The following is a 26,163-nucleotide window of genomic DNA, read 5'->3' on the forward strand; positions in this document are numbered from 1 at the left end:
CCATCGCTGGGAGGGTAGACCGGTCGAGGCTGAGGAGGGAAGTGCGCCCGTACTCAGATCGAGGATGATTTCAGGGAGAGGTCGGTTTCGGTCTTCAAGTTCGGCGAGTAGTAAATCTGTACCCATGTCGAAGTGTCCTATCGGGTGGCGTCCAACGAAGCGGGCGGCGTGATTGCGCAAGGTCCGCTGTGTTCGATGCACGGGAGCAGGAATGGTGCGGGGATCGCCGTGGGGGAGGGCTCGACGGTCAGAGGCCCGTGAGCGTCGATCAGATCGCGAGCATGAAGGACTGCTCTTGAGTCGACGTCGATCAAACCGTGGATGTCTCGGGAATCGCCCGGGTGGGCGCTGGTGCGGGCGAAGGACTGGCGGCTGCGGAGTCGTCCGGCGACTTCGACGAGGATCCACGTTCGGTGATAGCGATCTCGAACCGGTAGGTGCCCTTTCACATCCGCGAGAACGCCGTAGACAGTCCATGCCGATTCGAAGCTGTGCAGCACCAACATGGCTGGCCGATCACATGTTGGATTGTCGACAGGGCGAGCCATCGTTCGATCGACCAACCCAGAAATGCTGCTCACGCGGCACTCCCACGCCGGGAACCACGCTGACCGTCGACACGCCGATAATACGAACGCAACGCCGCATCCGATGTAAGTGGACGGCCACGATGACTGAACGCAACACCCGCCCACACCATCGACCTCGGCGGCGTCCCCGCATCAACCATGGCCGACAACTCCCGCCGGCACTCCGCCAAACGCAGGCAACGGAAACACTCCGCTCGAGCATCCAACCCGGCATGGTACGAACCCTCATCGAGATCCCACGACTGCGGGTCAATCGCACACGCCAACACCGTCGGCGGCGGAACAACGGAACTCACGCCGCCACCCTCGACGTCGAGCGCGCGCGAGATGCTCTCGTCAACGCCTCGTACAGCTCCAACCGATCCTGATCGACAAGAGCACCAAGGTTGTCGTACGCGTTGCCAGCCGCAATCATCCGGCGCGGACCATCACCACGCGCAACCGCAGAATCTGTTTCCGCCCGGCACTGCGTCAGCAGTGGGCATGCTTCACACGAGGTGATCGCGCTGCGCCACTCCTTCGCGCTGCGGTCGTCCATCTCCCACGACTTCGCCTTACCTGCGCATAAACCCTTGCCCTTCTCGGTGCTGACAATCGGTACCACACCACGAACCTCCAGCTCCCGCCGAACAGCCCGCAATGTCGGGCACAGATCACACTCGGCGGTGAACACGAACCCACACCGAGCGCACCTACCCACCCGATCAGGATGATGAGCACCCGCAATCCGAAGAAGATCGATCGTCGCGTGATTAAACAGCAGTGATCGCGGGGTACGACTGCCGTCCCGACGAGACAACTCACGCAACGCAACAGCAGCATCCGGGCACAACGGAGCACGCTCCGAAACCCGGAAACCGCAAGCATCGCAACGCCCGTCAACGGAAACATGCTGAGCTGCGACCCGACGAAACGCAAGAGTTGAAAGCGACGGCGCAGGCAGTGCACCAGATCTGTCGCTGACACATGGACGGTCAACTAATATAGACATCGCAGAATCCTTTCTGCATAGGAAGAAATACTGGACGGGCGGCAACCCGTTTGGTCTCGTCCCCCGGCCGTTCGTAGCGGCTGGGGGACTTTCATCTCAGTGAAGTGTTCTACCTCTCGGTTTCAGCTACTTTTCGTGGCGACCCACCGTACCTATTACAACAATTGCATCGTTTAAAGTCATGCATGGACTAGACCTTAGAGGAGGTACGGCATGGTGTCTAGCAATGAGAAATGGAACGCCCCAATGAGCCGTCGAGTGATGCGTGGGTTTGACCCCGCGCGGCTTAGCCATGCCCGAGAGAGCAAAGGCTTTAGCCGTGCAGACCTGGCTCGACGCGCCGGAGTTGGAGGAGCAACGGTGCAGCAGTGGGAGACTGGCAATCGAAGCCCTCAGGTCGACACGCTCGCTTTGGTGGCACAGACGCTTGGGGTCCCAATGGGTGCACTTGTCGTGGTTCCGGAAGCGGAACGGTTTCCGGGCGATTGGCGCATCCTTCTTGGCCTCACTCAACCGCAGCTCGGCAAGATGACCGGGATCAGCACTTCCATGATTGCTCGGATTGAGCGCGGTGAGGTCTTGTTGACTGATGACAGCGCTCGGAAATTGGCCGATGCTTTGGGAATCGGCGTTGGTGAATTGCAGGCCAGCTACGAGCGTGCGCGCACACGGCCGGCTGGCGTGCCTGCGTAGAAGTGCACCCCTACGCGTCGTTTCGTAAGACTCTAACGTGCAGAACACGGCATTCCTCCGGTGACATTTCAGGCAAGAGAACGTGCGATACCACGGGTACCGCGACGGCGTTGCCTGGCGGGGTCACTTGAAACCACCCACTGCCGGAGGCCCCATATGGGGCGCGCAAGATTGCACGTTACAGATCGGTTACATCCACTTGCAAGGCATAGCTTCATATTTGGGCACTAAGTCCCATCTGACGGAACCCGACGGAGCGCAAAGCCAAAGAGGCATTCCGCGAAATCCAAAGTGACGCAGCAATACTTGAGGAGTGGGCCTGAAGTGTGCTCTCAGGAAATTAGTTTGACATAGGGAAATCCACGTAGTGATGACCTGAACGTATCGTCGAGTCGCCCTGGGTCGTTCCTAGCGCTATTAAAGTGCGGCTCGGATCATGACCAGACCCGCCGTTGTGTGCTGATCCAGCGCCATCAGCGATGCATCCACGTCGTACGACTGCCACTCACCGCTAAGTTGACGGAAACGTAATGTGCCGTGCGTCTTTCCCCTTGCCAGCCCCTCGGACATCGCAAGTGCAATCGGGAGATCTTCCGGATGCATACCTGGCTCGATCTGATCGTCTACAGACTCCCAAGCCAGCCCTGAAACAGGCTCTCCAATCCACCGGATCAGCCGCAATGTCTTCAGATTGACAATCGCGCGATGCTCGCCCTCATTGGTGGCTGCCTCTAGTACCCGATACTCGAGGACAACAGGAGGAGGTGCAGATACAACAGACTGCGCTGGGCCGATATCCTGAGTAATGCCACGCAGAATCACCTGCGCTCGTCCATCTTTCGGATCGGTCTCTTGGAGCATTCGGCACGAGAAGTGAGCTGCTCTCAGCTCTTTGTCATCTCGCTCAACCGTCCACACTGCTTGGTGAATTGTTCCCGGTTTCGAGTGAATGATCTTCGAAAGCGCTTCGCCTTCGTCATGATTCGTGCGAAGTCTGGTAAAGGCGCCGGCCATTGCTTTCTCCGTGTGACGCTCGGAAGCAGGAACACCGTAGAGGTCCAGCAGATCATCACTTCCGCTTGCTTTACCTTCGGTGAGGTTGAACGTCCATGCTCCCGCCGGATCTGGTTCGGGTACCTGCTCGTCCGGTCTGCCAGCCCAGAAATACACGCCATGCAGACGTCCGCCAAATGTTACGAGTGGCTTCACGATGATTCGGCGTCCGCTGTCAGCCGACGTCCGATCGATTTGTTTGAGTGACGCCGCGACCTCGGCAATTGCGCTTAGCGCGGTGTCGAATGAGCCGTTGCCTTTGAGGACTTTGTCGAGTGCCATGAACCGGCGAGGTGTGCTTCCCACGCCGATGATGGACGGTGCAGCGTCCCCGAATATTTCGATTAACAACCATTTTGCAGCCACTGTCTGTGTTCCTCTCCCCGCGGATGCGAACAGAAGAACACTACGCAAGGTTCTATTGAACTGTCACTTTCGATTTCAGGAACAAGGACGCTATCTATCGGGATGAACGTCCCGTCTGATTCGCTCTGACCGGGCAGAATTAAGCGATGGCAAGATCCGTTGATAGCCTGCGCTTGAGATTCTTGTCACGATGTCGATTAGGCGCGCGTCGTTGCCCACCAGGATGCGAGACCTTCCTCGTTCGACCCCGCGTAGGATGATGCGGGCAGCAACGTCCGGTTCGGTTCTAGCGATGTTCTTTTCGAACGATTCAATTACCGAAACCCTGTCCAGTGCGGCGGCCATCCGCGCGCTGCGCGCGATCGACGTCTTGACGCCTCCGGGGAAGACACAGGTCACCTGAACTTGAGGGTGGCTGATTAGCATTTCCTGGCGTAGTGACTCCGTGAATCCTCGTACGGCGAATTTTGCCGAGTTGTATGCGGCGTACCCCGGAGCTGCCATAAGACCAAATGCCGATGACACATTGACTATTTTTCCGTGATCGGATCGAATGATCAAGGGTAGAAACGCTTTCGATGCGTTAACTACACCCCAAAAGTTCACATTCATCACATGTTCGATGTCCGTGAACTCCGAGTCGAGAATGTCTCCGGAATACAGGATGCCCGCGTTGTTGAATATTGCATCCACGCGGCCAAACTTTTCCGAAGTTTCCACTGCGCACGCATGCATCGCAGTCCGGTCTGTCACATCAATGCCTGAGAGTAGGCATGAACCAGGTTGCACTCCAATAATTTTCATGGTTTCGTCCAGCGAAGCTTGGTCGCGATCGAGTAAAGACAGTAAGGCTCCTTGCCTGGCTAATTTGATTGATAATTGTCGTCCGATTCCCGCACCAGCACCTGTCACAACGACCACCCGGCCTGCAAAGTAATTCACGCATACACAATATCGAGGGAAGCGCTGATGCTCGGATTGAGAAATTGTGAGATTGCGAACCTAGCTCACCGCGAACCGAAACCATCGACTCATCCACCGAAGGAGTTCCGTGCTCGTATGCTCTGAACTGGAATCTCGCGATTGGCGTTCGGGGTCAGGAGGTTGTACCCGCTTCGCTGACTCGTAGGATGGTCAGGTCAAGTTGCCTGTGAGGCCGCCTACAGGCGGTGTGAGGTCTGAACAAGCTCAGTGACACCTCGAGAAATGCTGTGCGCTGGCCGCACGACGACTGTGGCGCTGCGTTTAGGATTGGCACGGAGACGAAGTGCTGACGGTATCGGCCACGCTATCGGGAGGCATTCCAGCGTCGACGGATATAGCTGCTCTAGTCTGCTGTCAGCTGTTGCGGCAGTATGCTTCGTGTTGGTTCTGCTCAAGTTTCGGTCGTATCTACCCGGCTCCGACGACTAGCGGGGCGTTTGCGTCGAGGACCCATTCGTTGAGCGAGCCGTCGTACACAGTGACATTGCGGTACCCGAGCAATGTGAGGGCGAAGGCGTCCAGGCTCGCTGAAATTCCGCCTCCGCAGTAGGTGATCACAAGTTCATCCTGACGTGCTATTGCGTCGAATTGTGTTGTCAGTGCGAGAGTGCCGGTCTGAGGGGCGAGCAGGTCCGCAGCGGGCACCGAGACGGATCCTGGTATGCGACCCGGGCGGCCACGAAATCCGCTGTCGACTTCAGGGTTTTCCGGAGGTAAGGCGCACACGAGCGTTCCGGGCAGTTCCCCGTTCACGACGGCGAGTACAGCGGATCGGTCGACGAAATACCCGTCCTGTGGATCTGCGACAAAGGTTCCGGCGTCGACCGGTGCTGCGGGGCCTGACTCCAGCGTGTGACCGGCCACTTTCCACGCCTGCAGGCCACCGTCGAGCACCGCGACTCGGTCGTGGCCGAAGGAGCGGAACAACCACCACAGGCGCGCGGAGAACGCATTGATCGCATTGTCGTACAGCACGACTCGGAAGTTCGGGCTGATTCCGAGTGTGCGTGCAGCCGCCTGGAATCGGTCGGAATCAGGGCGGGTGAACACCAGTTGGGCGTCGGGGGAGGAAAACGCGCCGAGCACATCTGCGAATCTTGATCCCGGGATATGCTGGCGTTCGAAGTCGTCTCGGCCACTGAGCCATTCGACCCCGCCGCCGTTGCGGGCGACACTCAGCACTGTGGTGTCGACTGTGATGATGTCCCCTTCCTGCAGTGCTGTCGCAAGCCAATCGGCGTCGACGAGCGCGGGTATTTCGTTGACACTCATGCTGTATGCCCCGCTAGATTGTGGGCACGCCGGCCAGGATGGTCGACTGGCAACTGGGGGCCGGTGCCGGTCAATTTCTCCCGCAGCGTGCTTGGACTCGAATGGTCTGCGTCGGGCGTTTCGAGCAGTCCGCGTGCGCGCAACTCGGGCACGACGTACTGCACGAAATCGTTCAGGCTGTGCTGGCGCAGCATGTATGCGACGTTGAACCCGTCGACGCCGGTCTCGTCTCGGAACCGTTCGAGCTGGTCGACGATCTCGGAGCCGGTTCCTACCTGTACGTTTCCCTCTCCGCCGAATGCATAGGCACGTAGCAGGTCTCGTTTGGTGAAGCGGCGCCCGGACCGGCTCAGCCGGCGCAGGTAGTCCGCCGTGTGCTGGGATGTCTGTCCCTCGACAGGCAGGTCGTCGAGGTTGATCTCGCCGGTATTGGGCAGCGCATCTACGTCGATGCCTGCCCACTGCTTCAGCACGAACGCGGCGCTGCCCTCGTCGTGGTGATCGACGAAGTCCTCGTACTTGCGTTCCGCGTCTGCCCGTGTGGGGCCCACCACCGGAATGATCCGGGGGAGGAAGCGCAGGGATTGGGGGTCGCGACCGTGCTTCTCGGCACGATTGCGTATGTCGGACACCAGGAACGACGTCTCTTCCGCGCTGACCGCGTTGAGGTATACGACCTCGGCGTGAGTGGCCGCAAACTCACGACCCCTCTCACTGGATCCGGCTTGGAACAGGACTGGTGTACGTTGCGGAGACGGCGCGAATACGGGAATCCCCTGAACTGCGAATCGAGGGCCTCGATGGTCGACGGGCCGCACCTTGTCGGAATCGATGTACACCCCACTGTCCGCATCGAGGCGTATAGCGTCGTCATCCCAGCTGTCGTTCCATAATGCGTAGGCAACAGCGAGGAACTCGTCGCCCCGGTCGTAGCGGTCGTCGTGCTCGAGTAGGTCTGCGAGTCCGTGGTTGAGCGCTGCCTGACGGGCGTTGGTGGTCACCATGTTCCAGCCCACTCGGCCGCCGGTGAGGTGATCGAGCGTCGCAAACTTTCGGGCCAGACGATAAGGGTGGTCGTACGTGATCGACGAGGTAACGACGAATCCGAGTTGTCGTGCTGCCCTCGACATCCCCGGAATCAGGTAGGTGGGGTCGATACGTGGCCCGAATCCCTGACGCAACTGATGTTCGTGTTGGGCGGGAATGTCCGAGCCGACCGAAGGCATGTCGGCGATAAACAGTGCCGTGAATCCGGCGTCTTCGAGTTGCCGAGCCAGTGCGTTCCAATAGCTGGGCTTCTTGAACAGTTCCGGCTCGAAGTCCGGATGGTTCCACAAGCCGCTGTCGGCGGCCGGGCCGGCCTGCTCGACGTAGGTGAGGGTAAACGGTGTGGTCATGATGTCCTCACTCCTGCGTTCGTGCCGCGCCCGGGGTGGTTGTCGGGGAGACCTGGACCCCGGCCGGTGACCTTCTCACGCAAGGTTCCTGCGACGTATTCGGTCTGCACTCGGCCTCGCTTCTGCAACTCGGGAACGACATGGTCGACGAAGTCGTCGATGGTTCCGGGCTGGACGACCGATGCCACATTGAATCCGTCGGCACCGGTGAAATCGATGAACTCTTCGAGTTCGTCGGCAACATCTTCGGGACCGCCGATGGTCAGCGCACTGGTACCGAACGCGAAGACTTGGGCGAGTTCGTCACTGGACCAATCGCCACCGGGCTTCTGGCGCCGGAGCGATTCGACGAGACCGCGAGTGTCGGACTTGGATGCGATGCCCAACAGTTTGTCCTCGCCGGCTTCGGCGAAATCGATGCCTGTCCATGCTCCGAGCAGCGTGAAGATTCCATCGGTGCTCGAGTAACGCAGGAAGTCCTGGAATCGCTTGTGCGCGTCAGCTGTATCGGCCCCGACGATCGGTGTGATCTTCGGGAAGAACAGCACCGACTCGGGATCTCGGCCCAGTTTTTCGGCCCGCTGCCGGACGTCGTCGATGATGAACTTGGTGGCCTGCATGGTCGGGGTGTTCAAGAAAACCGCTTCGGCGTGCGCTGCAGCGAATTGTCGTCCCGTCTCTGAGCTTCCGGCTTGAAAGAGAAGCGGAGTGCGTTGGGGTGTCGGATCGACGGTGTGCACTCCCGGCACTGAAAACCATGTGCCGCGGTGCCCGATTCCCTGCACCTGGGAGGGGTCGGTGTACACGCCGGCGGCTTTGTCGATGACAACCGCGTGATCGCCCCAACTGCGTTCCCACAGTCCGTATGCGACGTCGAGAAACTCCTCGCCTCGGGCATACCGATCTTCGACGTCGACCTGGGTGGAATGGCCGTGCAACCGGGCGGCGCTGTCGAGATTCGACGTCACGATGTTCCATCCGACGCGGCCCTCGGTGAGAAGATCGAGTGTCGAGAGGGTGCGGGCAACGGTGTACGGGTTTTCGTACGTCGTCGACACTGTGACTGCAAACCCGAGATGCTCGGTCACTTCGGCCATCGCCGGCACCAGATAGGTCGGGTCGTGGATCGGAACCTGAATCGCCCCGGTGAGCGCCGGCGCCGGGTTCCCTCGGTACACGTCGTAAAGGCCTAGCATGTCGGCGAAGAACACGGCGTCGAACCGGCCACGTTCGAGGGTACGGGCCAATCGGACCCAGTAATCGAGGCCGGTGAATTCGTGCGCGTGATCGTCCGGGTGTGCCCAGAGTCCGGGCGAGACAGTGGGGCCGTTGACGGTGACCGCGTTGAGGCGGATGCGTTTACTCATGACGTGGGAAGGAAGTCGGTGGTCCACGCGCCGTCGAGGACACTACGGTCGGTGACTGTTCCTTGCCTCAGCTGCAGCTCGTAAATCGCGTCCCAGCGTTTCTGTGTCTGCCAGCCGAATTGGTGAGTGTCTGCGTCGCCGCTCCAGATGTACGGTACTTGCGCTGCGAATTCGGCGACGATGTCCTCGATCGAACTGTCCTCGATGTAGGCGGAGAGGATGTCGGCGGCCTTCTGCGGCTCGTCCCGGATGAAGTCCCAGCCCTTGACTGTGGCAGCGACGAATTTCTTGACCAGTTCCGGATTGTCGTCGATCAACTTACGTGTGGTGAAAAGAACACTGCCGTAGTCATTTTCGGAGATCCTCGGAATCGTTCCGACCTCGATACCCTGCGCTGCAAGGGTGGCCGGGGTCGATGTTGCGTAGCCCTGCGCGACTGCATCGTTATCGGCTGCGAATGGAGCGTAGCTGCCCTGGAACTGAACCGGGCTTGCCTTGTCGAGATCGAATTCCTTGACGGTGAGTTCCCAGTCGCCCGAGGACGGTTGGGTGTAAACGGTGCGCCCGTTGAGGTCCGCGAGCGTCTTGATGTCGGCTCCGGCGTGATACACGTACACAGCAGGACTCTTCTGCAAGGTAGGCGCGAGAGCGACGACGTCGATTCCCTTCTCCCTCGCCTGCAGGAGCGGGCCACCGTACTCGAGGCCGAACTGTGCTCCGCCACCGGCGACGATCTTGACGCTCGACGCCTCGGTGCCACCAGGTTGCACTGTGACGTTCAGGCCGACGTCGTCGTAGTAGCCGTTTTCGAGGGCGATGTACGCACCTGCATTGGTGGGTTGGGCGAGCCAGTCCAAGGCGATGGTGACGTCGGTTCCAGAGTTGCTGGCGGTACTGCCAGCATCAGAGCACGCGGACAGAGTCAGTGCTGTCGCGAGAACGAGTGGAGCGAGCAGACGAATGCGCTTCATGAGAGTTCTTTCGGGGCAGGGGTGTTACGGATGTCGACCGGCAATATGAGCGCTGGTCAGGAGGTGGAGGACATTTCCGATTCATGCCAGGACGAGAGGAGAAGTCGGCCGAACCATTGAACGATTTGGAAGAACACGATTCCGAGTGCGGCACACGCGAGACCGGCGGCGAACAGGAGCGGTGTTTCGAAACGGCTCGCCGATTTAGTGATCAGAAAGCCGAGACCTGCGCGGCCGCTTCCGATTCCGGAAATGTATTCGGCGACGATGACGCCGATGACCGACATAGTGCTCGATACACGCAGGCCACCGACGATGTACGGCATGGACGCGGGGATTCGAAGCCGCACCAGGGCTTGCCACTTCGACGCATTGAGCAGCGTGAACAACTCGACCATCCGTCTGTCTGCCGAACGTAAACCGATGAGCGTATTCGACAATACGGGCACGAACGCCATGATCGTGGCGATGATAACCACCGAAGTCTGGGTCACTCCGAACCAGATGATGATCAAAGGTGCCGTCGCGATGCTTGGGATAGTTTGCAGCAGAATCGCATACGGGTAGGCGCTGAGCTCGATGATGCGGTGACTCGACAGCAGAAATGCGCCGAGGATCCCAACTGCTGCACTGACCACGAACGCGATCACCGCCTCGGTTCCGGTGATGACGAACGCGGACAGGATCAGCCCGGAATTTTCCGTCGCCGCTTTCAGTACGTCCGACGGGGCGGGAAAAAGGTACTCGGGGATGTCACGAACCGTGCATACGACCTGCCAGAGAGTAATGACGATAGCGGCCAGCAGAAGCGGAAACACTATGGGAGCCCAGTTGATACGCCGCGAGGAGCGTCTACTGGGGCGTGCGTGTGCGGACTGCGAGGGTTTGATGGAGTCGGTGATCCCAATATTGGTGGTCATATTGCTATCCGCCCGGCATTGTTCTCGAGCGCTGCAGAGATACGGGACACGCTCGCGGTGTATTCGGAATTGTTGCGTACCTGGTCGGCAGGAAGCGCGCCAACCGGATTGTCGAATTCGGCGACGACGCGGCCCGGCCGCGAGCCGAGGACGGTGATGCGAGTGGACAGGAACGCCGCTTCGAACACGTTGTGCGTCACGAAAACGACAGTGAGACCCGGCGTGTTCTGCCATATCTTCTTGATCTCGGCCTGCAGGTCCTGACGCGTGATTTCGTCAAGCGCACCGAAAGGTTCATCCATGAGCAGCAAACTCGGGTCGAGGGTGAGAGCACGGGCAATCGACACACGCATCCGCATACCGCCCGAGAGGTGGCGAGGCAGGTCACGGCTGCGGTCCGCGAGCCCGACTACGTCGAGGGCGCGGTCGACGGCTGCGTTTATCTCCTTACGTGGGCGACCAGCCAGGCTCAAGGGTAAGGCGACGTTCCTGCGCACGGTAGCCCACGGCAAGAGCGTCGCGTCCTGAAAGACGTAGGCCAGTCTGCCGCTGCGCCTAGCCTGCTCAGGTGCACCGCCGAAGACGGTGACGTCGCCAGCTGTTGCGGTGTCGAGAGCAGCGATCAGTCGCAGGACAGTGGACTTGCCGGATCCGGACGCGCCCAGCAACGAGATGAATTCCCCGGCCGCAATATCGAGGTCGAGGCGCTCGAGTGCGATGGTGCCGGTGGAGAATGCCTTCTCCACACCGGACATGCTCACGACATGACGTGCGTGGGCGTAGCTGTCTGCAGTCACTGGTTGCTCCTCTCTCGTCCACGTCGGCTCGTATTCGGTGCACGAGACGGTCCTCCACCCAGATGTGCAGGTGGAGCACAGTGGTGGTCACGCGAGAGTGTGTAGCTCTTGCCCCCTCAGTCCGGTTGTCGACCGAGAGCTGGATACGCACTGGTGAGCACGCATCGGAGTAACGTCACCGCAAATTCCGGCAGGCATCAAAAACACACGAGTGCCTGCTGGAAGGAAACGATAGGCGGTGGTTTGTCCGAATGTAATGTCTGAAATCAGGCTGATCGGAATACTGGCCCGATCCGGATATCTCAGCTGTAGCAAAGTGGGGCCTTCCGATCGAGTCACGCATCTGACTGAAACTGGAGCGTTCCACCGCCTCCGTCACCGCGCTTCGGCCAGTGTTTACGCGGCGAACTCTGCCGGTTTTCAGGCCGTGCTTCGGGCTCTGGAAAATGACGAGGATTTCGTCGCGCATTTTCGGCAGGCGTGTTTCGAGTAGCGTGCTGCGATCGGGTAACGGATTGACCCATTGACTTGGCCCATTCACTTGACCTGGTTGACCAAGGATGGTGGGTATTTGAGCACACCGTTGAAAAGGTCGTGGATGATCAGCTGGACGCCCTGGGGATGGCGGCCGAGCAGCTTGACGCCGACGACGCCAAGTACGTCGCTGCGGGTGTGAAGAACGTCTTGTCGAGCTTGCGTGCTCGCCGGGTATGGGAGAACCATATCGGTGCGATTCTCACCCACAAGCAGATGCTCGACGCAACGACCTGGTCGAAGCAAAACCTCAGCCAGGCGGTCAAGGACTCTCGCGTACTGCGTCTCCCCGCTGCCGACGGAACGTCCGGGTACTGGTCCGGCGGTCTGACCGATTCCGCTCCGCATGTTCCGATCGCAGGAGTTAAGGAGGTCCTCAAAGCGTGGGCGTCGGCCGATGCGCAGCCGTGGACCATTGCATCGTGGATGTCGACGGAACAGGCAGAGTTGGGCGGACGAACGCCACGTGCGGCCCTGATAGACGGCGACTATCCGTTGGTCGTGACGCTGGCTCGGCACTCGGCAGAAAGGCTGTCTGCGTGAGCGCTCCTCGGGCTGTCCAGCATTTGAGTGAGCCACCGTCCCCGGATCAACTCCGGGGAAGGTTTCCTACGCGGACAGTATCGGCTGGGACGGTACTGTATCGGACCCATAAGGAAGGTTTGGGTGCATGGTGGTTCGGGAGCAGTGACTACCTGTGCGGCCCTGCAGGGGCGATTCGATCTCGCTGGCCCGTATGGGACCTGCTACGCGGCGACATCGGAACTGATCACACTGCTCGATGCTGGGTCGGAATCCGGTACATCCCTCGGACTGAGATCGACGGCCGCGCATTGTCCGCGGTGGCGGTTGGCCGTGATCTACAGATTGCCGATGTCACCTCGAACAAGGCCCTCGAGTTCGGAATGACGTCCGAGATCAACACCACCGTCGACTACGACCTGACCCAACTGTGGGCGGAGGCGTTTCGTACTGCCGGATTTAATGGCATGAGATATTGGGCGCGACACGAAATGTCGCACACCCACGCATGTCTCGCGTTATTCGCCGATGGCGGCGATCGTACCCATTCGGCTACACGGCCCGGCGATTACGTGGTGACAGACATCGATCTGCTCGTGGACCGGGACGACCTGTGGGTTGCGCTCGAAAAAGAAACCGGTATACAGATTCTCGACATTCCAGGGACCTTTTGATGTTGATCGTGATGGTGAGTTCATTGCGCGGCAGGCAGTGAGTGTCCGAAGCACACCAACGGTATCGGCGGAGTGATGCCTTCTCACGAACCAGCTCGGACTAGCTTCCGTTTCGGCTCTACTGATTTCGGCGCCCAGTGGCGAATACCTCGTTAACGGAAATTCGGGTGGCTGTGACCCAGAGACAGTGTCGTGAGTCGTCGCGGCGCCTAATTCATCATTAAGGTGTGGATGCTGGGCAGCCACTGGTACGGCCAGCTCGGGATCCGGGGAGTTCCGGTGGTCCCTGTTGACCCGCGGTGCGGACGCTTCTGGTCGCGCTCACCGCCGCCGTGGATACCTTGGTCGATGCCGACCAGGACTCGCGTACGGACGACCTGCTTGCGGATTCGGTCAGTGTCATCTCGACGGGGACAGAGTGCTCTAACAGGTTAACAAGATTGCACTGCAGTACTTTTCATTTATCAGTGTCCGCTTGATCGCTTGATCGCTTGATCGCTTGATCGCTTGATCGCTTGATCGCTTGATCGGTTGGTCACGGCGTCGCGCGTCGCAGTGTCGTCCAGGATCCGGCGATGCACGCGGTGGCCAATGCCAAAGGTAGGAGCGCCCTTGCCATTACTCGGGGGACGTCGACGAACCATGATCCGAGTGCGGGCCACCAGTTAGCCCAGGTGATGACGATCGCGGACAGGCCGCGCGCGCCGAAGAGTCCGGTCAGGACAGAGAGCAAACCGGTGGTGTGCCATCGTTGTGGAAGAGAATACCGGTGCAACGTATGAGCGTGAGTTGCACGCCACGTTGGGGAGAGTGGTGGCGGTTTCACCTCTGAGCTTGCTGTGGGCCAAGGAGCGGCGCAACAACATCGGTGTGCCGAAGGTGCGGGGAAGGTGACCAGCACTCTTGCAGGTCCGGACTAGTTGGCGGCCGCGAACGGTCTGAAGGTACTGATTAGGGTCGACAGCTCGCGCGCCAGGTGGTGAAGACATCCCCGGGGCGTTCGATTCGATGTGTGATCGTGTGCTTGTGGTGTCGGTGAACGGCGATATCAGTAATGGAACCGTGCCTGTTGGATGATGATCACATCATCTTTGATCACATAGACGAGGCGATGTTCGCGGTCGATGCGACGTGACCAGGCGTTCAAGTCGCTGTATCTCAGCGGTTCCGGCTTGCCGATCCCGGTGAAAGGGTGTCGCTTGATGTCTTTGATCAAATCGTTGATCTTTTTGAGTAGCTTTCGGTCGGCGACCGACCAGTGGGTGTAGTCGTCCCACGCCTCGTCGGTGAAAGCTATGTTCATTCGAGTAGGTCCCGTTCGGTGTATTCACCGCGTCGGGTCGCCTCCAAACTTCGGATCAGGCGCATCGCGTTTGCGGGCGATGACAGCAGGTAGGCAGTTTCGACCATCGAGTCGTAGTCGTCCTTGGAGAGCAGTACTGCGTTGCCCTTCTTCGATACGATTTCGACTGTGGTGTGGTCTTCGTTGACCTGCTCGATGAGCGGGAACAGCGATTTCCGGGCGTCGCTGGCAGTGATGGCCGACATGCAAGATCACCTGCTTTCTGTTCGCGAACGTTGCCAGTCCTCTTTGGGGAGGGGGTAGCTTAGTGCAGAATAAATGTACCATAGTTGTACCGAAAATCGTACCATTGCGGTACAACTATAGAAGTTGGTCAGAGCATTCGACCCTAAGTGTTGTTGACGCGCTGCACCAGGGCGGGGCATTGCGTCCGTAGCGGCGATATGCCCGAGTGAGAAATCAGACCATGGCTCGCTGGCTAAATGTGGGTTCGTTCATCATCGGATTTGTCGTCCGGTCGTCCTTGCTGAGCGATCGCAGCGGCTGACCGCCCAGTCGCCCCGTGGAGGGTTCGACCCAGCTATCTGACGCCCTGGCCGACCTCGCTGGGAAACTAGGCAATTGTCAGGAGGGCCTGGTGATCGACTCCGGCACGATCTGGCACTACACCGATGCGGCAGCGTTTGTCGGAATTCTTGGCTGTTACCCGAGCCCCGCGGTCCTCAGTCCCTCTTCCTCATCCTGATCGATGACAGGCCAACGCAATTAGGAGCAGCTCACCGGCGAACAAGAAGCCGTTGTGACGCTTACCCCGCGCGCTCGCACCGCGCCCGCGGTACGAGAAGATCGTTCAGTCGTGTGCGCCGCCGCCAAACTCGACCCACGGCACTTGACCTCGTGGCAAAAGTTTCTCGTCCGAACATCCTGCCGTGACGCCGGAATCACCTCATGTCCACACCCACGAAGATAAATACGCTCCAGAGGAACTGTGACCAGGAAAAGTCGAAATCAACATCCATGGCTGGAGTATGCACCTGTACGACACCCGTAGATGGCAGGGCAGTGTCCGCGAACAGTGCGTGGTGGACGGTCATGGCACTGGGTCGATCGTCGCGAGCCTCGGGGTTTCGCTCGCACGCCTGAGGTGAGAACGCCGCGGAGTTTCAGCCAGGGGAGAACGAAGTGCAGAGCATGAAACAACCACCTCGGAAGTGCCGGACATGCATCGTGTTACGGGCGACTCGGTGGAAAGCGCTCGCCGTACAGCGTGTCTCGGATCGGCCGTCACTGCGCACCGGGCCTTAGAAGACACTTCAGGGCCTAGCTGACCGCACTAACACGCTCTGGATCGATCGTAGTTCCGCGAGGGCGCGAGTTCACCAATAGACGATCGGTGACCGGCCAGCGATCGCCGACCGGTCACCGATCCTTGGCAACTTCGAGCGCTACCTACTGATTCGTTCGACGCGTCAAGGGGGAATCTCCCGCTGCGGCCTGACCTTGATCGCACGGAATTTGTATCCGTCCTGATCGATGACCGGCTCCCATTCGAAGTCGACTTGCTCGCCGACTTCGAGACCATGGATTCCTCCGTCGATTTTGAAACTGTCGCCCGGCTGAGCATGGATGACTTCGTCGGGGTGTAGAGCGCTGTAGAAGGTCCAACAACCGCCCGGGGTGTCCGCAGAGTCGATGACTCCCCAGCCTTCGTCGTCATTCCACGCGGTGACGACGCCGCTTGCGGGGGTGCCGATCCGGGGCGGGATCGTCTCGTCGAGGTCGGTGATCTCGCGAACGGTCCCGTCTGGATCGATATCCCAAGTCCTGGAGCTGAACGGACCACTGGTTGCACCGTCGTCGTACTGCTGGCCTCGATTGGTCAGCGCAAAGTACGAACCGACGAGGACGACCGCAACTGCGACAGCTGCTGCAGCGACACCTTTCGGGCGATTCACAATCTCAACCTCCAACTTGGTGTTCCGGAAACGAAGAAGAGATCTCCTCCGATGACTCGATCGTATGGATAGAACTCGTTCCGACGATGCGAAGTGCGAGTTCTGCGTACCGCTCCGAAAGGATCTCGGCAGTGGGGTAGGTGTTCGGGGAGCATCGGATGCGTCGATGGCGAGTGTGGTGATGGCGGATATCGCGGCCTCGGTGTCGATTCTCCGAAACGCGCCCAGGTGGAGGGGTGATGTAATTTCCAAATGCGGGTTCACCTAGTGAACCGTTAACGGTGCTCTCAGGTACTTCGCGCCTTATCGTCGACCAGGCTGCGCGGTAGCGATGCATCGGGTATGTCGCCGGATTCTCCACTCAGCCCGTAGGTACACCTGCTCGTCTAGGAGACATCATGACAGCCGTACACCGCTCTGCTCAGTTCGGTTCGATTTTGCCCATGAAACCAATAGTGGAGCGGACGTCGATGGTGGTGTCCGCGCCGGGTGACTTTCCGTCCGTGCTGAGTAAAACTCGAATGATCCTCGAGACCTTCAGCAGTGATCAAACTGACCTTTCTCTGACGGAGCTCACTCGGCGGAGCGGAGTGGCGAAGGCGAGCGTGTATCGACTTGCCAACGAACTTGTGGAGTGGGGGTTGCTTGAGAAATTTGGCACGAAATACCGTTTAGGACTTCGATTGTTCGAGCTTGGTCAGCTGGTTCCACGTCAGCGAATTCTTCGTGATGTGGCGTTGCCCTATATGGAGGACCTTCTGCTCGCCACGCAGGAAACTGTGCATTTCGCGGTAGGTGACGGCATTGATGTTCTCTATATCGAGAAGATAATCGGGCACCGCGGCCTGAACGAACAATCCCGCGTTGCAGGGCGCCTTCCGCTGTACTGCACAGCAACAGGCAAAATGATTTTGGCCTTCTCACCGCAGTCGGTGTTCGATGAAGTCGTGCAGCAAGGTTTCACGGCGAAGACAAACCGAACGACGATGTCTGTGGCTGTATTGCGTCAACAACTCGATCGGATGCGAAAAGATCAACTAGCCGTTGAGATCGAAGAGACCAAGCTCGGCTACATGAGCGTGGCTGTTCCGGTCTTCAGCGGACCGTCGACACTCGCGGGGGCACTGTCGGTTACCGCACCTACTGCCCGTCTCAATGTCAGCCGTACTATCGGTGCCCTTCGGACTGCCGGTGTGGGTATTACCCGAACGCTGCAGGCAATGAAATGCACCCATACGCCGGATGATTCGCTCGAATCCCGGCAAGGTTTGTGTAGCCCGAGGATATGTTCATTCAACAGCTGCGGAAATTAGTCGGACGGATTTCTAGGCTGGTCGTGTTGCCCGGTCCCTGCGCCTCGTGCATCCCAGGTGTCCGGTCAAACGGTCCGAATTCGCTGTTCAGTCTGACGCACCACTCTGTTCTCAGTTCTCTTTGAGCGGTAGCGATTTAGCGAAGTCGAGGTAGCGTGGCAGGGTGAAATAGGGCAGATGGTCCGCGGCAACGTTCAACAGTTCGACGGGACGAAGATACACTGTCTGATGTGACCACCGCGGTAATGATGTCGCCTCGGCGAGGTCTGGCAGATGTGTTGATACGCAGACCTGCGCGAGGGCAGATGTCTTGTGGCTGTTTCGTTTCCAAGAACACGGTGTTCTAGCGATATTGTCGATCACATTCGTTGAGGTGATCGACAAATCGAGACCAGTCGTCCGATTGCCGGATAGGACGGTCACAGGTGCCGCTATGCGCAGAGGCCGTGGATCGGATCACCCAGATAGCCTTGAATGTGTGGGAACGAGGAGTTAGCCCGACATCCGTCGTACCACAGCACCACTGGATATGGCGCGTAACCCCGTCTCTGTCCGTCGCGCGTTTCGAGTAACTTCGACGTTCGCTCCCCTGAAGCACTACAGGCGTGCGAACGTATCAGGGACCGCCGAGTGTATGTCTGTTGAAATGCCAGTTGGTACTCGTTGCGAGCTCGGCGTTGCTCGCTTGATTGGGCTCAAGGAACGACGACTGCCCGACCCGTGAGCATTCCGTCCTGCATGAGACGTAGAGCCGTGGCGATGTCCTCGAGAGGGAACTCCTGGGTCGCGAGAGTCAATTCCCCGGCGACGAGTCGTTCCACGATCCCCGGAATCAGCTCCGCCGTGCGTGCATTCTGCCGCATCATGTTTACCGGCAGGATCTTGACATCACTGAGGAGCCAATTGGGTAGGTCGAGGGTCAGAGATCCGCCTAGGGTGTACCCGATCAACGCTGCGCGGCCGCCAGGAAAAACTCGTGGAATTAGTTGTGAGACAACGTCTCCGCCGAGAGTGTCGACAAGGACGTTGGCGATCGGTTCTTGCCCTAGCGTCGCAGCGAGTTCTTCGCCCCGGCCGACGACCGGGCGAACGCCGGTAGGGAGGAGTCCGATCTGATCGGCACGAGGAATGACGCCGATTACTTCGCTTGCTCCAGCTAGCAGAGCGAATTGAGCTGCCATTGAGCCCACGGATCCGGATGCGCCCGAAACGATGACTCGTTCGCCTGGTTTCACCTGGGCGACATCATTGACTGCAACGTATCCGGTCGAGGTAGGCAGGCCGAACGTCGCAGCCACTGAGGGCGAGAGACGCGGGTCCACAAGCGTGAGTGCCGTATCTGGAACTACGATGAATTCTGCCCAACATCCGTTTTTGAACAACCCGATGCCGCCGCCGCGAACCAGTACTCGTGTGCCTACCGCGATACTGTCGGACTCGACAACAATTGCTGCGGCGTTGGTGCCTCCAATATGAGGCAGAGTGGGCTTGATATCGAAAGTTCCACTCGCCACTGAAATGTCGAGGTGACCGAGTGCCGCAGCCTCGACTTTTAACAATGATTGGCCAGTCTCCCGGACGGGGATGTCGACGTCGTCGACAGTCGGCGATTGTCCGAACTCGTGTAGCCGTGCGGCGCGCATGGAGGACTCCTTGGGACTTGTTGGTGAAAGAACGGGAAGGAAAGTAGCAAATGTCAGTTGAGAATTGAGTCGGATCGTAATCTCTCGATTGATTCGTCCGTGTATTCGAGGATCGTGCGCAATACGTCGGTGGTGTCAATCGGCGCAGTTCCGTTTCTCCGCGCGCCTTGGGCCTGAAGCTCTCCGGATTGTGGCGTTGATTCCGGCAAGCTGTTCCGCCTGCTGCTCGGGGCGGGAAGGTGGAAGAATCTCCGGTCGCCAACCTAGGTCATTATTGGCCCCTGTGTGTCAGTCATGAGATCAATTGTTTGCCAGTGACTTTTCGATCGATTGGTTCCCAGCGGAGTCACGCGGCGTGAGCCAGATCTGGGTGGGAGACAATCGGAACTTCGTCTCCGACCGGAGATCCGTCGAGAGGTGTGTCGGATGAATTGAGCCGCGACTGCTGCGCGGTACCATCCTCGCAGACGTTGGGCGTCAGCGACTTTTTCCAGCCTGCAAGTGAATTAGGGAAGGGCTGTTCTCCTCGTGGCTCTTCGCATCCCTTTGCTGTGGTTCGACGAGGATGATCTTGTACCCGACTCCGATGAGGATTCGCCGTGCATATCGTGGGAGCGGACTTGAAAATTCGACCACCCGAGCCGATGGTTCGACCACTGCCACTCCATCCGTTCTGAAAATTGTCAAGCGACTGACTCGTTGTCATCTCGGGCCTGTCCGGGGGTGTTCAATGAGCTTAGGTGCCATCGGAAATGTTTGCGACGAGACAGGTCTGCTGACCGGACCGAGCCGCTGTTCGATCAACGACTGTGGTCGTGACTCCGTAGACAACGTGTGGTGTGAGACGGGTTCGGACCGGATCCGGCGAGTCTGGCATTGATAATCCCTTGAGGTGCAGAACGCCTAGAGACTGTCCTGAATCAGTATCAGCGGAGAACCGTAAGTTGGGATCGGGTCCGGACGGTAGACCTCATGAGCGGGTCGGCTGAGTGGACCGTCGGCATGGACGGAGCAGTGAGACTGATGCAGTGTGGGTCGCGCTCGGACAAGTAGGTCCGAGCGCGAGATTCGGTTCGACGAAGCGAGGTAGACGGACATGTCCATCAATCAGAATTTCCGTGTCGTATGAGGGGAATCGAGATCGGAATTCGCCTGCCGCCGTGCAGTTCCGTGCGAAACATCGCAGAGGCTGCAGCGGAGGCAGAAGAACTTGGATTCGATCAAGTCTGGATCCCGGACTCTCAGCTGTTATGGCGAGATCCCTTCGTTACGTTGGCGGCATGCGCGGTGGGTACCACGAGCATCCAATTGGGAACTGCCGTCACCAATATCGTGACTAGGCATACAAGTGTTCTTGCTTCGGCAGCACGCACAGTGGCAGAGTTGGCGCCTGGACGTCTCACCCTTGGAGTAGGTACCGGGAATAGTTCGGTGCAGCCGGTCGGTCTACGTGCGAGCCGGCAGTCTGAACTGCAGGAGGCCTTTTCGGCTCTTCGTGCGCTATTGGGTGGAGGGGAGTACGAGTTCAATGGTGTTCGAGGGAAGTTGCGAGATCCAGGGCCTGCGTTACCCATCTATCTGGCAGCCAGCGGCCCGAAGAACCTCCAGCTGGCCGGCCGCATCGCGGACGGTGCAATTCTGTTGAGCGGGGTTTCTCCCGAAACGCTCACGCGAAGTGCGGAGTTGGTGAAATCTGGAGCGGATTCGATAGGGCGGGCAGCAGATTCGGTGGTTCTTACGGTTTCAGCGTATTGTCATGTGACCGATGATCTGGCTCGCGACTCCCGCAGGCTCAAGCCAATTTGTGCCGGCATCGCACAGCACGGAGGATCGAGCGCACTGTCTATGGCCGGTATTGATGTGCATGTACCCTCTCGTATCGAGGGTTTGTATCCAGATGTTATTCATGCTGAGGATTGGGACCTCGCTGTCGACCTCTGCGGTGAGTGGATCTCAGATGAGGATGCGATCAAGTTCGCCCAAAGCTTCTGTCTGTTCGGCACTCCCGAAGAGATAGCTGCCGGTATTGAACGTGTTCAGGACGCTGGGGCATCCAAGATTCTGTTGCAGCATGTCGGCTCCTATGATCTGCCCTACGAATTGATGAACTCTTTCGCCGGAGCAGTCATGCCTCGCCTGTGACGTTGACCTACCCGAGGTCCGATGGCGCACATAAGTTGCGCACCATCGGACCTTCTTATCGAATAGCTTCGACTTCGTGGCTGTTCAGGCTCGTGTGCAGACCGAACTGACAAACTCGCGTACTTCGTGAGCAAAGCCCTCCGGTTTGTGGTCTACGGACGGAACGCCGGTTCCCTTGATTATCGAAATGCGTGAATCGATCAAATGCTCGGTGAGTTTCGGAACATCAGGCAGCGAAAATTCGTCGAGTTCGCCGCAGAGGACCAGGGTAGGTGCAGTGACCAGCCCGATCCGGTCTTCCATTATGTAACTGTTGACAGCTTGATGTCCTTCCTCAACGCGATCGCCGATCTTAACTGCATCGACGAAGAGTCGATCCAGCAAGTCTGTGCGATCGGAAGGGTAGAAGGGTGCTCGCTTGCGCCAAAGCTTCGCGAAATGTGAACCGTCCATTGATGTTGGCACTCCGTCGATAGTCGGGCGTGGCGCAATTCGCTCGCGGCGTGCTGCATCGACGTAGGGCACTCCCGAAAGCGTCAGGCTCAGTACGGCCTGCGGAGTGGAAGCGGCAACTTCCATTCCGATCACTCCTCCCGTGTGGTGTCCGACAATATGAAACTTCTCGATCCCGAGGCTATTTGCGAGCGCGAGAACACCGGCGGCGAACAGTTCAATTGTCCACGGTTCCGTCGGTACCGCCGATGATCCAAAACCCAAGGTATCCATGGCAATTGCTCGAAAGTTGTTATCCAGCAATGGAATGACATCGCGGTACTCGTCGCTGGAGCGTGGTGTCTGGTGGAGCAAGAATATGGGATCGCCGGTTCCTGATTCGACGTAATGAATTTGACCGAACGACGTATCGGCATAGTGCTTCCGCATGTGACTCCTTTGAATGTCAGACGGGCTGGGAATGTCGTTGTTGGCCGAAACGACGAATGCACGTGTTTGAAGGGACGGAGTGCTTGACATCGGAAGAAGTCAAGCAATTTGAAAATTTGGTTTTCGCAGAACTTTCGACGTTCGAAATTGCGTCTCCTATCGTGCCGTAGCCCTCCGTGTGATCAAACATATATTCTTCTGATGGCTACTGAAGAGGTTGCTGCACAGTCACTCCCGGTCAGACCGGAGCCCCCGTGGTGAGGTGATTTCATGCGGTTGAGCCCAAGGGGCGTCCCGTGAGGTGGCGGGGTGAGAGTAACCGTGCCAAGACTTCGGGAGGCAGAAGGTTCCTCTCGGCGACCAACTCCGCAATGCCGCGTCCTTGAGCCAGTGCCTCTTTGGCGATCGACGCGGCCGAGGCATAGCCGATCGCTGGATTGAGGGCCGTGACCAATCCGACGGAAGCAGCCACGATTTTTTCCAAATGATCCTTGTTCGCTGTAATCCCACGCACGCAGTGTCTATCGAGTGCGATGCATCCCGCAGTCAGATGGCTGGCGCTTTCGAACAGAGACTTGGCGATGATCGGCTCGAAAGCATTGAGTTGCAGTTGACCACCTTCTGCTGCCATGGTGATGGTGACGTCGTTGCCGACAACTTCGTAGGCAACCTGATTGACGACCTCGGGAATCACTGGGTTCACCTTGCCCGGCATGATGGATGAACCCGCTTGCCTAGGAGGAAGATTGATCTCACCAAATCCTGCTTGAGGTCCTGAGGACAATAGTCGAAGATCATTGCAGATCTTCGAGAGCTTGACTGCAATTCGCTTGAGCACGCCTGAGAGTTGCACAAAGACACCGACATCTTGTGTGGCTTCGATCAGGTCCTTTGCGCTGACCAAGGTCGAAGTTCCGGTGAGCCGGCGGAGTCCTTCCAACACAACCCGCCGATATTCGGGATGTGCGTTGAGAGCTGTGCCGATAGCAGTGCCGCCGAGGTTCAATTCATGCAACAGCAGACGAGCCTCGTCCAAGCGCTCTTCGTCTTCAGCCAAAGTGACTGCAATGGCCGCGAATTCCTGCCCCAGTGTCATCGGCACCGCATCCTGGAGTTGGGTACGACCGATCTTGACAATCTCCGCGAACTCCACGGCCTTTTCTGCGAAACCTTCACGTAGCGAAGTGATCGCCGCCCGCAGAATACTCATACTGTCGTCGAGTGCCAGCTTGATGGCCGTCGGATATACGTCGTTGGTGCTTTGACCGAGGTTCACATGATCGAGCGGGTGAACTGTGGAGTACTCACCCCGCGGCAAACCCAAGCTTTCGAGGGCAAGATTTGCGATGACCTCATTGGCATTCATATTCGTCGAGGTGCCGGCTCCCCCCTGGATGGTATCGACAACAAATTGGTCGTGAAACTCTCCCGAACGAATTCTCTCGCAGGCCGTGACTATCGCGTCAGCGACGTCGGGTTTCAGGAGCCCAAGCGCACAATTCGATTCGGCCGCTGCCTGTTTCACCAGCGCAAGGGATACGATCAGAGTGGGGAACGTCGAGATTGCTGTGCCGGTGATCTGAAAGTTCTCCATGGCGCGCGCCGTGTGCGAACCATAGTACGCATACCGAGGCATCGTGATATCGCCAAGGAAATCGTGTTCGAATCGGGTGTCATCTGTCATTGAATTCCTACTTCTATCGTGACCGACACAGACAGGATGGATACGTCTGTCGTGGTGACAAGGTCTGCCCGACAAAGGGGAGGGTCAGTCGACGCGAATGCCTTCGGTGAATTGTGTACGGACGTCGTCCATCAGGCCCGGTGACGACAGAAGCTGAACTGTCGTGAATGCCATTACGAGTGCGCCGTCGACTACCGCAGCATCGCCCGCCGGCCCGGCCGCAAGGGCGGCTGCCTCATGCGTGTGCATACCCAACCCGGGAACCAGTTCGATGTTGGGGTGAATCGACGGAATGATCTGGCTGACGTTTCCCATGTCAGTCGACCCTGGAAAGACCTCGGTGAGTGGAGGATCGGTTTTCCGGCCGACACGCGCGAAGTTCCTTTCGATCAGTTGTGCCAATACCGAGTTGGGTACGATCCCGGCGTAAGTGGGCGCTTGTTTGGTGATCGTGACGGTTGCTCCGCAGGCGAGCGCTGCACCATAAGCACAGTTTTCAATTCTTGGTTGAAGGTCCTCAACCAGCAGGCGAGTGTCTGGAGCGCGTACATATGCGCGGATGGCTGTGCGCTCAGGAATGATATTGGGGGCGTCGCCGCCTTCCCGGATCACCGCGTGGACACGCACGTCGGGAGGGAGTTGCTGGCGAAGTAGTCCGATGGCATTGAGCGTCAGAACTGCCGCATCCAGCGCGTTGATGCCTTCATGCGGGCTGACGGCAGCATGGGCGGCGCGCCCGGAGAATTCGAAGTCCAGAGCAACGCGTCCGAGAGTCCGCATGCTCGAGAGGTTCTCGCCCGAGGGATGCAGCATCATGGCTGCGTCGATACCTTCCAGGCATCCACTTTTGATTAGGTAGTTCTTACCTCCGCCACCCTCTTCGGCCGGACTGCCGACGATCAGGAGCCTGCCGACTGTGTCGTCGCAGAGGTTCATCCAACGCTTCACCGCAACTGCTGCACCGAGTCCCATGGCAGCGATGACGTTGTGGCCGCAGCCGTGGCCAATTTCTTCGAGTGCGTCGTACTCCAAGAATATGGCGATTGTGGGACCGGCTGTTGCCGAGCCGTATTCGGCGAGAAATGCTGTGGGTAGTCCACCTACACCGGACTCGACTCGAAATCCTTCGTGAGCTAGCGTGTCGGCAAGCAACGTAGATGCGAACTCTTCTTCGAACCGCAACTCAGGCTTGGCATGGATTCGATGACTGATGTCGAGAAGTGTTGCGGTGTAATTGTCGACATGCGTCCGGATAGCGTCTTCAGTTCCTGAATCCAAGTCGGTCGAGATTTCTCTAGTCATAGTGTTTTGTCCTATCGGATGGCGGTGAGTAGGCCGGGGGCGATGAGGGCACAGAATGCCTCGAGGTTGTCATTCATCATGAAATGGCCGGCTTTGGGGACTGTAGCGACCTGACAGGTGGCGAGCAGTCCGTCGTCTGGTGTGTTGTTCGAATCGGCTCCGATCACGTACACCGGCGAAATGACGAGGGCGTCGAGTTGGGCTCGAAGCGCGGGATAACGTTCTGCTACAAGTGATGTAGCCGTACGGTGTAATGCGAGTGCCGACCATCTGGCGGTCGTTCGCGCGGATCCCGCAAATGGTATCTTGCGCTGTTCATCGCGACGCATCGATTCGAGAAGAGATTGGTACCCGCCTGTGACGAATTCACTTTCGTTCCAGGAGAGAATCTTTCCGGAAATAATGCCGAGTCCGGGTTCAAGATTCGGTTCGCACAACGTCAGGTGCGCAACGAGATCGGGACGTGTCGATGCGAGGATTATCGAAATGCTGCCGCCGAGACTGTGGCCGATCACGTGTGCCGACGACACGCCAGCGGCATCGAGGGTGGACGCTATCGAATCGGCGTGCGATTCAACTGTGTAGCTGAAGTCTTCGGGGTGATCACTCCATCCGCTCCCCAGTAGATCTATCATGATCGATCTGGCATCCCCGTCGATTAGAGGATGGGCCGCGACCTCCGCGAATGTCACGGAGCTAGCTGATCCGAGCCCACCGATGTAAACCCGAGTAGCCCGGGCTCCCCGGTTTCCGGTATCGAAGTACGCCAGCCCACCTGAAATGCCCTCGGGAGTATGGATATGCACGA

25 protein-coding genes are annotated in these 26,163 nt (G+C 58.5%); 5 read left to right on the forward strand and 20 right to left on the reverse strand.

The genetic code is table 11. The annotated features are described in order from the left end of the window. Positions 1–137 precede the first annotated feature (137 nt). From FFI94_RS32675 to FFI94_RS32685, 3 genes are read right to left on the reverse strand one after another with little or no spacing between them, the layout of a single operon-like run. The gene (locus FFI94_RS32675; RefSeq protein WP_138874006.1) at positions 138–581 is read right to left on the reverse strand and encodes a hypothetical protein; all 444 of its coding nucleotides are present in this window, start codon (positions 579–581) and stop codon (positions 138–140) included. Beyond that, positions 578–886, reverse strand: a complete 309-nt coding sequence (locus FFI94_RS32680) for a hypothetical protein (RefSeq protein WP_138874007.1) — start codon at positions 884–886, stop codon at positions 578–580. The genes FFI94_RS32675 and FFI94_RS32680 overlap by 4 nt, the downstream gene beginning before the upstream one ends. Next, the gene (locus FFI94_RS32685; RefSeq protein ID WP_144298313.1) at positions 883–1,263 is read right to left on the reverse strand and encodes a hypothetical protein; all 381 of its coding nucleotides are present in this window, start codon (positions 1,261–1,263) and stop codon (positions 883–885) included. Before FFI94_RS32685 ends, FFI94_RS32680 begins: the two co-directional genes overlap by 4 nt. Before the next feature lie 579 nt (positions 1,264–1,842). On the opposite strand from FFI94_RS32685, the gene FFI94_RS32690 reads away from it, so the two are divergent. Further along, positions 1,843–2,274 (forward strand): helix-turn-helix domain-containing protein, encoded by a 432-nt coding sequence (locus FFI94_RS32690; RefSeq protein ID WP_185993512.1) that lies wholly within the window; start codon positions 1,843–1,845, stop codon positions 2,272–2,274. A 417-nt stretch (positions 2,275–2,691) separates the two neighbouring features. Here FFI94_RS32690 and FFI94_RS32695 read toward each other — a convergent pair whose 3' ends face one another. The 8 genes from FFI94_RS32695 to FFI94_RS32730 all read right to left on the reverse strand — a co-directional run bounded on the left by FFI94_RS32695 (position 2,692) and on the right by FFI94_RS32730 (position 11,401). Further along, positions 2,692–3,693: a GAF domain-containing protein gene (locus FFI94_RS32695; protein WP_138874010.1), complete on the reverse strand. Its 1,002-nt coding sequence runs from the start codon at positions 3,691–3,693 to the stop codon at positions 2,692–2,694. A gap of 90 nt (positions 3,694–3,783) precedes the next feature. Continuing rightward, positions 3,784–4,635, reverse strand: coding sequence for an SDR family oxidoreductase (locus FFI94_RS32700; RefSeq protein ID WP_138874011.1), 852 nt, complete (start codon positions 4,633–4,635; stop codon positions 3,784–3,786). A 450-nt stretch (positions 4,636–5,085) separates the two neighbouring features. Then, positions 5,086–5,949, reverse strand: coding sequence for a sulfurtransferase (locus FFI94_RS32705; RefSeq protein WP_138874012.1), 864 nt, complete (start codon positions 5,947–5,949; stop codon positions 5,086–5,088). After that, entirely contained in the window at positions 5,946–7,346 is a 1,401-nt protein-coding gene (locus FFI94_RS32710) for an NtaA/DmoA family FMN-dependent monooxygenase (protein WP_138874013.1), read from the reverse strand. The genes FFI94_RS32705 and FFI94_RS32710 overlap by 4 nt, the downstream gene beginning before the upstream one ends. Then, positions 7,343–8,713, reverse strand: a complete 1,371-nt coding sequence (locus FFI94_RS32715; protein ID WP_138874014.1) for an LLM class flavin-dependent oxidoreductase — start codon at positions 8,711–8,713, stop codon at positions 7,343–7,345. The genes FFI94_RS32710 and FFI94_RS32715 overlap by 4 nt, the downstream gene beginning before the upstream one ends. Beyond that, positions 8,710–9,684 (reverse strand): ABC transporter substrate-binding protein, encoded by a 975-nt coding sequence (locus FFI94_RS32720; RefSeq protein ID WP_138874015.1) that lies wholly within the window; start codon positions 9,682–9,684, stop codon positions 8,710–8,712. Before FFI94_RS32720 ends, FFI94_RS32715 begins: the two co-directional genes overlap by 4 nt. A gap of 56 nt (positions 9,685–9,740) precedes the next feature. Next, entirely contained in the window at positions 9,741–10,604 is an 864-nt protein-coding gene (locus FFI94_RS32725; protein WP_138874016.1) for an ABC transporter permease, read from the reverse strand. Beyond that, entirely contained in the window at positions 10,601–11,401 is an 801-nt protein-coding gene (locus FFI94_RS32730) for an ABC transporter ATP-binding protein (protein ID WP_221937825.1), read from the reverse strand. Before FFI94_RS32730 ends, FFI94_RS32725 begins: the two co-directional genes overlap by 4 nt. A gap of 594 nt (positions 11,402–11,995) precedes the next feature. On the opposite strand from FFI94_RS32730, the gene FFI94_RS32735 reads away from it, so the two are divergent. Both FFI94_RS32735 and FFI94_RS32740 read left to right on the forward strand, forming a co-directional pair. After that, positions 11,996–12,478 carry a hypothetical protein gene (locus tag FFI94_RS32735; protein ID WP_260684574.1) on the forward strand — a complete coding sequence of 161 codons (483 nt, stop codon included), beginning with the start codon at positions 11,996–11,998 and terminating at the stop codon, positions 12,476–12,478. 299 nt (positions 12,479–12,777) lie between these two features. Further along, on the forward strand, positions 12,778–13,131 hold the full coding sequence (locus tag FFI94_RS32740) for an RES family NAD+ phosphorylase (protein ID WP_260684594.1): 354 nt from the start codon (positions 12,778–12,780) through the stop codon (positions 13,129–13,131). A 535-nt stretch (positions 13,132–13,666) separates the two neighbouring features. On the opposite strand, the gene FFI94_RS32745 is transcribed toward FFI94_RS32740, so the two are convergent. The 4 genes from FFI94_RS32745 to FFI94_RS34570 all read right to left on the reverse strand — a co-directional run bounded on the left by FFI94_RS32745 (position 13,667) and on the right by FFI94_RS34570 (position 16,389). After that, a complete protein-coding gene (locus FFI94_RS32745; protein WP_260684575.1) occupies positions 13,667–13,906 on the reverse strand; it encodes a hypothetical protein in 240 nt (79 codons plus the stop codon). 273 nt (positions 13,907–14,179) lie between these two features. Beyond that, the gene (locus FFI94_RS32750) at positions 14,180–14,434 is read right to left on the reverse strand and encodes a Txe/YoeB family addiction module toxin (RefSeq protein WP_138874017.1); all 255 of its coding nucleotides are present in this window, start codon (positions 14,432–14,434) and stop codon (positions 14,180–14,182) included. Continuing rightward, positions 14,431–14,679 (reverse strand): type II toxin-antitoxin system Phd/YefM family antitoxin, encoded by a 249-nt coding sequence (locus tag FFI94_RS32755; RefSeq protein WP_138874018.1) that lies wholly within the window; start codon positions 14,677–14,679, stop codon positions 14,431–14,433. The genes FFI94_RS32750 and FFI94_RS32755 overlap by 4 nt, the downstream gene beginning before the upstream one ends. A 1,224-nt stretch (positions 14,680–15,903) precedes the next feature. Beyond that, positions 15,904–16,389, reverse strand: a complete 486-nt coding sequence (locus tag FFI94_RS34570) for a hypothetical protein (RefSeq protein ID WP_260684576.1) — start codon at positions 16,387–16,389, stop codon at positions 15,904–15,906. A gap of 443 nt (positions 16,390–16,832) precedes the next feature. Between FFI94_RS34570 and FFI94_RS32765 the strand changes: the two genes are divergently transcribed. Beyond that, on the forward strand, positions 16,833–17,702 hold the full coding sequence (locus FFI94_RS32765; protein WP_260684595.1) for an IclR family transcriptional regulator: 870 nt from the start codon (positions 16,833–16,835) through the stop codon (positions 17,700–17,702). 695 nt (positions 17,703–18,397) lie between these two features. On the opposite strand, the gene FFI94_RS32770 is transcribed toward FFI94_RS32765, so the two are convergent. Beyond that, positions 18,398–19,345, reverse strand: a complete 948-nt coding sequence (locus tag FFI94_RS32770) for an alcohol dehydrogenase catalytic domain-containing protein (RefSeq protein WP_138874020.1) — start codon at positions 19,343–19,345, stop codon at positions 18,398–18,400. A 1,125-nt stretch (positions 19,346–20,470) separates the two neighbouring features. Between FFI94_RS32770 and FFI94_RS32775 the strand changes: the two genes are divergently transcribed. Then, positions 20,471–21,487 (forward strand): LLM class flavin-dependent oxidoreductase, encoded by a 1,017-nt coding sequence (locus FFI94_RS32775; protein WP_138874021.1) that lies wholly within the window; start codon positions 20,471–20,473, stop codon positions 21,485–21,487. 84 nt (positions 21,488–21,571) lie between these two features. On the opposite strand, the gene FFI94_RS32780 is transcribed toward FFI94_RS32775, so the two are convergent. The 4 genes from FFI94_RS32780 to FFI94_RS32795 all read right to left on the reverse strand — a co-directional run bounded on the left by FFI94_RS32780 (position 21,572) and on the right by FFI94_RS32795 (position 26,161). Next, the gene (locus FFI94_RS32780; RefSeq protein ID WP_138874022.1) at positions 21,572–22,459 is read right to left on the reverse strand and encodes an alpha/beta fold hydrolase; all 888 of its coding nucleotides are present in this window, start codon (positions 22,457–22,459) and stop codon (positions 21,572–21,574) included. Positions 22,460–22,637: 178 nt separating this feature from the next. Beyond that, positions 22,638–24,053 (reverse strand): aspartate ammonia-lyase, encoded by a 1,416-nt coding sequence (locus FFI94_RS32785; RefSeq protein ID WP_138874023.1) that lies wholly within the window; start codon positions 24,051–24,053, stop codon positions 22,638–22,640. A gap of 84 nt (positions 24,054–24,137) precedes the next feature. Next, positions 24,138–25,355, reverse strand: a complete 1,218-nt coding sequence (locus tag FFI94_RS32790) for a M20 family metallopeptidase (protein WP_138874024.1) — start codon at positions 25,353–25,355, stop codon at positions 24,138–24,140. A gap of 11 nt (positions 25,356–25,366) precedes the next feature. Next, positions 25,367–26,161, reverse strand: coding sequence for an alpha/beta fold hydrolase (locus tag FFI94_RS32795; protein WP_185993499.1), 795 nt, complete (start codon positions 26,159–26,161; stop codon positions 25,367–25,369). Between the last annotated feature and the right edge of the window lie 2 nt (positions 26,162–26,163).

Origin of the sequence: Rhodococcus sp. KBS0724 (genome assembly GCF_005938745.2) — a bacterium.
GTDB lineage: Bacteria > Actinomycetota > Actinomycetes > Mycobacteriales > Mycobacteriaceae > Rhodococcus_F.

What these genes read in the sequence shown, in the direction of transcription:
- FFI94_RS32715 (WP_138874014.1), bottom strand. Translation starts at nt 8,713, where the DNA reads ATGAGTAAACGCATCCGCCTCAACGCGGTCACCGTCAACGGCCCCACT.
- FFI94_RS32770 (WP_138874020.1), bottom strand. Translation starts at nt 19,345, where the DNA reads ATGCGCGCCGCACGGCTACACGAGTTCGGACAATCGCCGACTGTCGAC.
- FFI94_RS32780 (WP_138874022.1), bottom strand. Translation starts at nt 22,459, where the DNA reads ATGTCAAGCACTCCGTCCCTTCAAACACGTGCATTCGTCGTTTCGGCC.
- FFI94_RS32690 (WP_185993512.1), top strand. Translation starts at nt 1,843, where the DNA reads ATGCGTGGGTTTGACCCCGCGCGGCTTAGCCATGCCCGAGAGAGCAAA.
- FFI94_RS32765 (WP_260684595.1), top strand. Translation starts at nt 16,833, where the DNA reads ATGAAACCAATAGTGGAGCGGACGTCGATGGTGGTGTCCGCGCCGGGT.
- FFI94_RS32705 (WP_138874012.1), bottom strand. Translation starts at nt 5,949, where the DNA reads ATGAGTGTCAACGAAATACCCGCGCTCGTCGACGCCGATTGGCTTGCG.
- FFI94_RS32775 (WP_138874021.1), top strand. Translation starts at nt 20,471, where the DNA reads ATGAGGGGAATCGAGATCGGAATTCGCCTGCCGCCGTGCAGTTCCGTG.
- FFI94_RS32785 (WP_138874023.1), bottom strand. Translation starts at nt 24,053, where the DNA reads ATGACAGATGACACCCGATTCGAACACGATTTCCTTGGCGATATCACG.
- FFI94_RS32790 (WP_138874024.1), bottom strand. Translation starts at nt 25,355, where the DNA reads ATGACTAGAGAAATCTCGACCGACTTGGATTCAGGAACTGAAGACGCT.
- FFI94_RS32750 (WP_138874017.1), bottom strand. Translation starts at nt 14,434, where the DNA reads ATGAACATAGCTTTCACCGACGAGGCGTGGGACGACTACACCCACTGG.
- FFI94_RS32720 (WP_138874015.1), bottom strand. Translation starts at nt 9,684, where the DNA reads ATGAAGCGCATTCGTCTGCTCGCTCCACTCGTTCTCGCGACAGCACTG.
- FFI94_RS32755 (WP_138874018.1), bottom strand. Translation starts at nt 14,679, where the DNA reads ATGTCGGCCATCACTGCCAGCGACGCCCGGAAATCGCTGTTCCCGCTC.
- FFI94_RS32725 (WP_138874016.1), bottom strand. Translation starts at nt 10,604, where the DNA reads ATGACCACCAATATTGGGATCACCGACTCCATCAAACCCTCGCAGTCC.
- FFI94_RS32710 (WP_138874013.1), bottom strand. Translation starts at nt 7,346, where the DNA reads ATGACCACACCGTTTACCCTCACCTACGTCGAGCAGGCCGGCCCGGCC.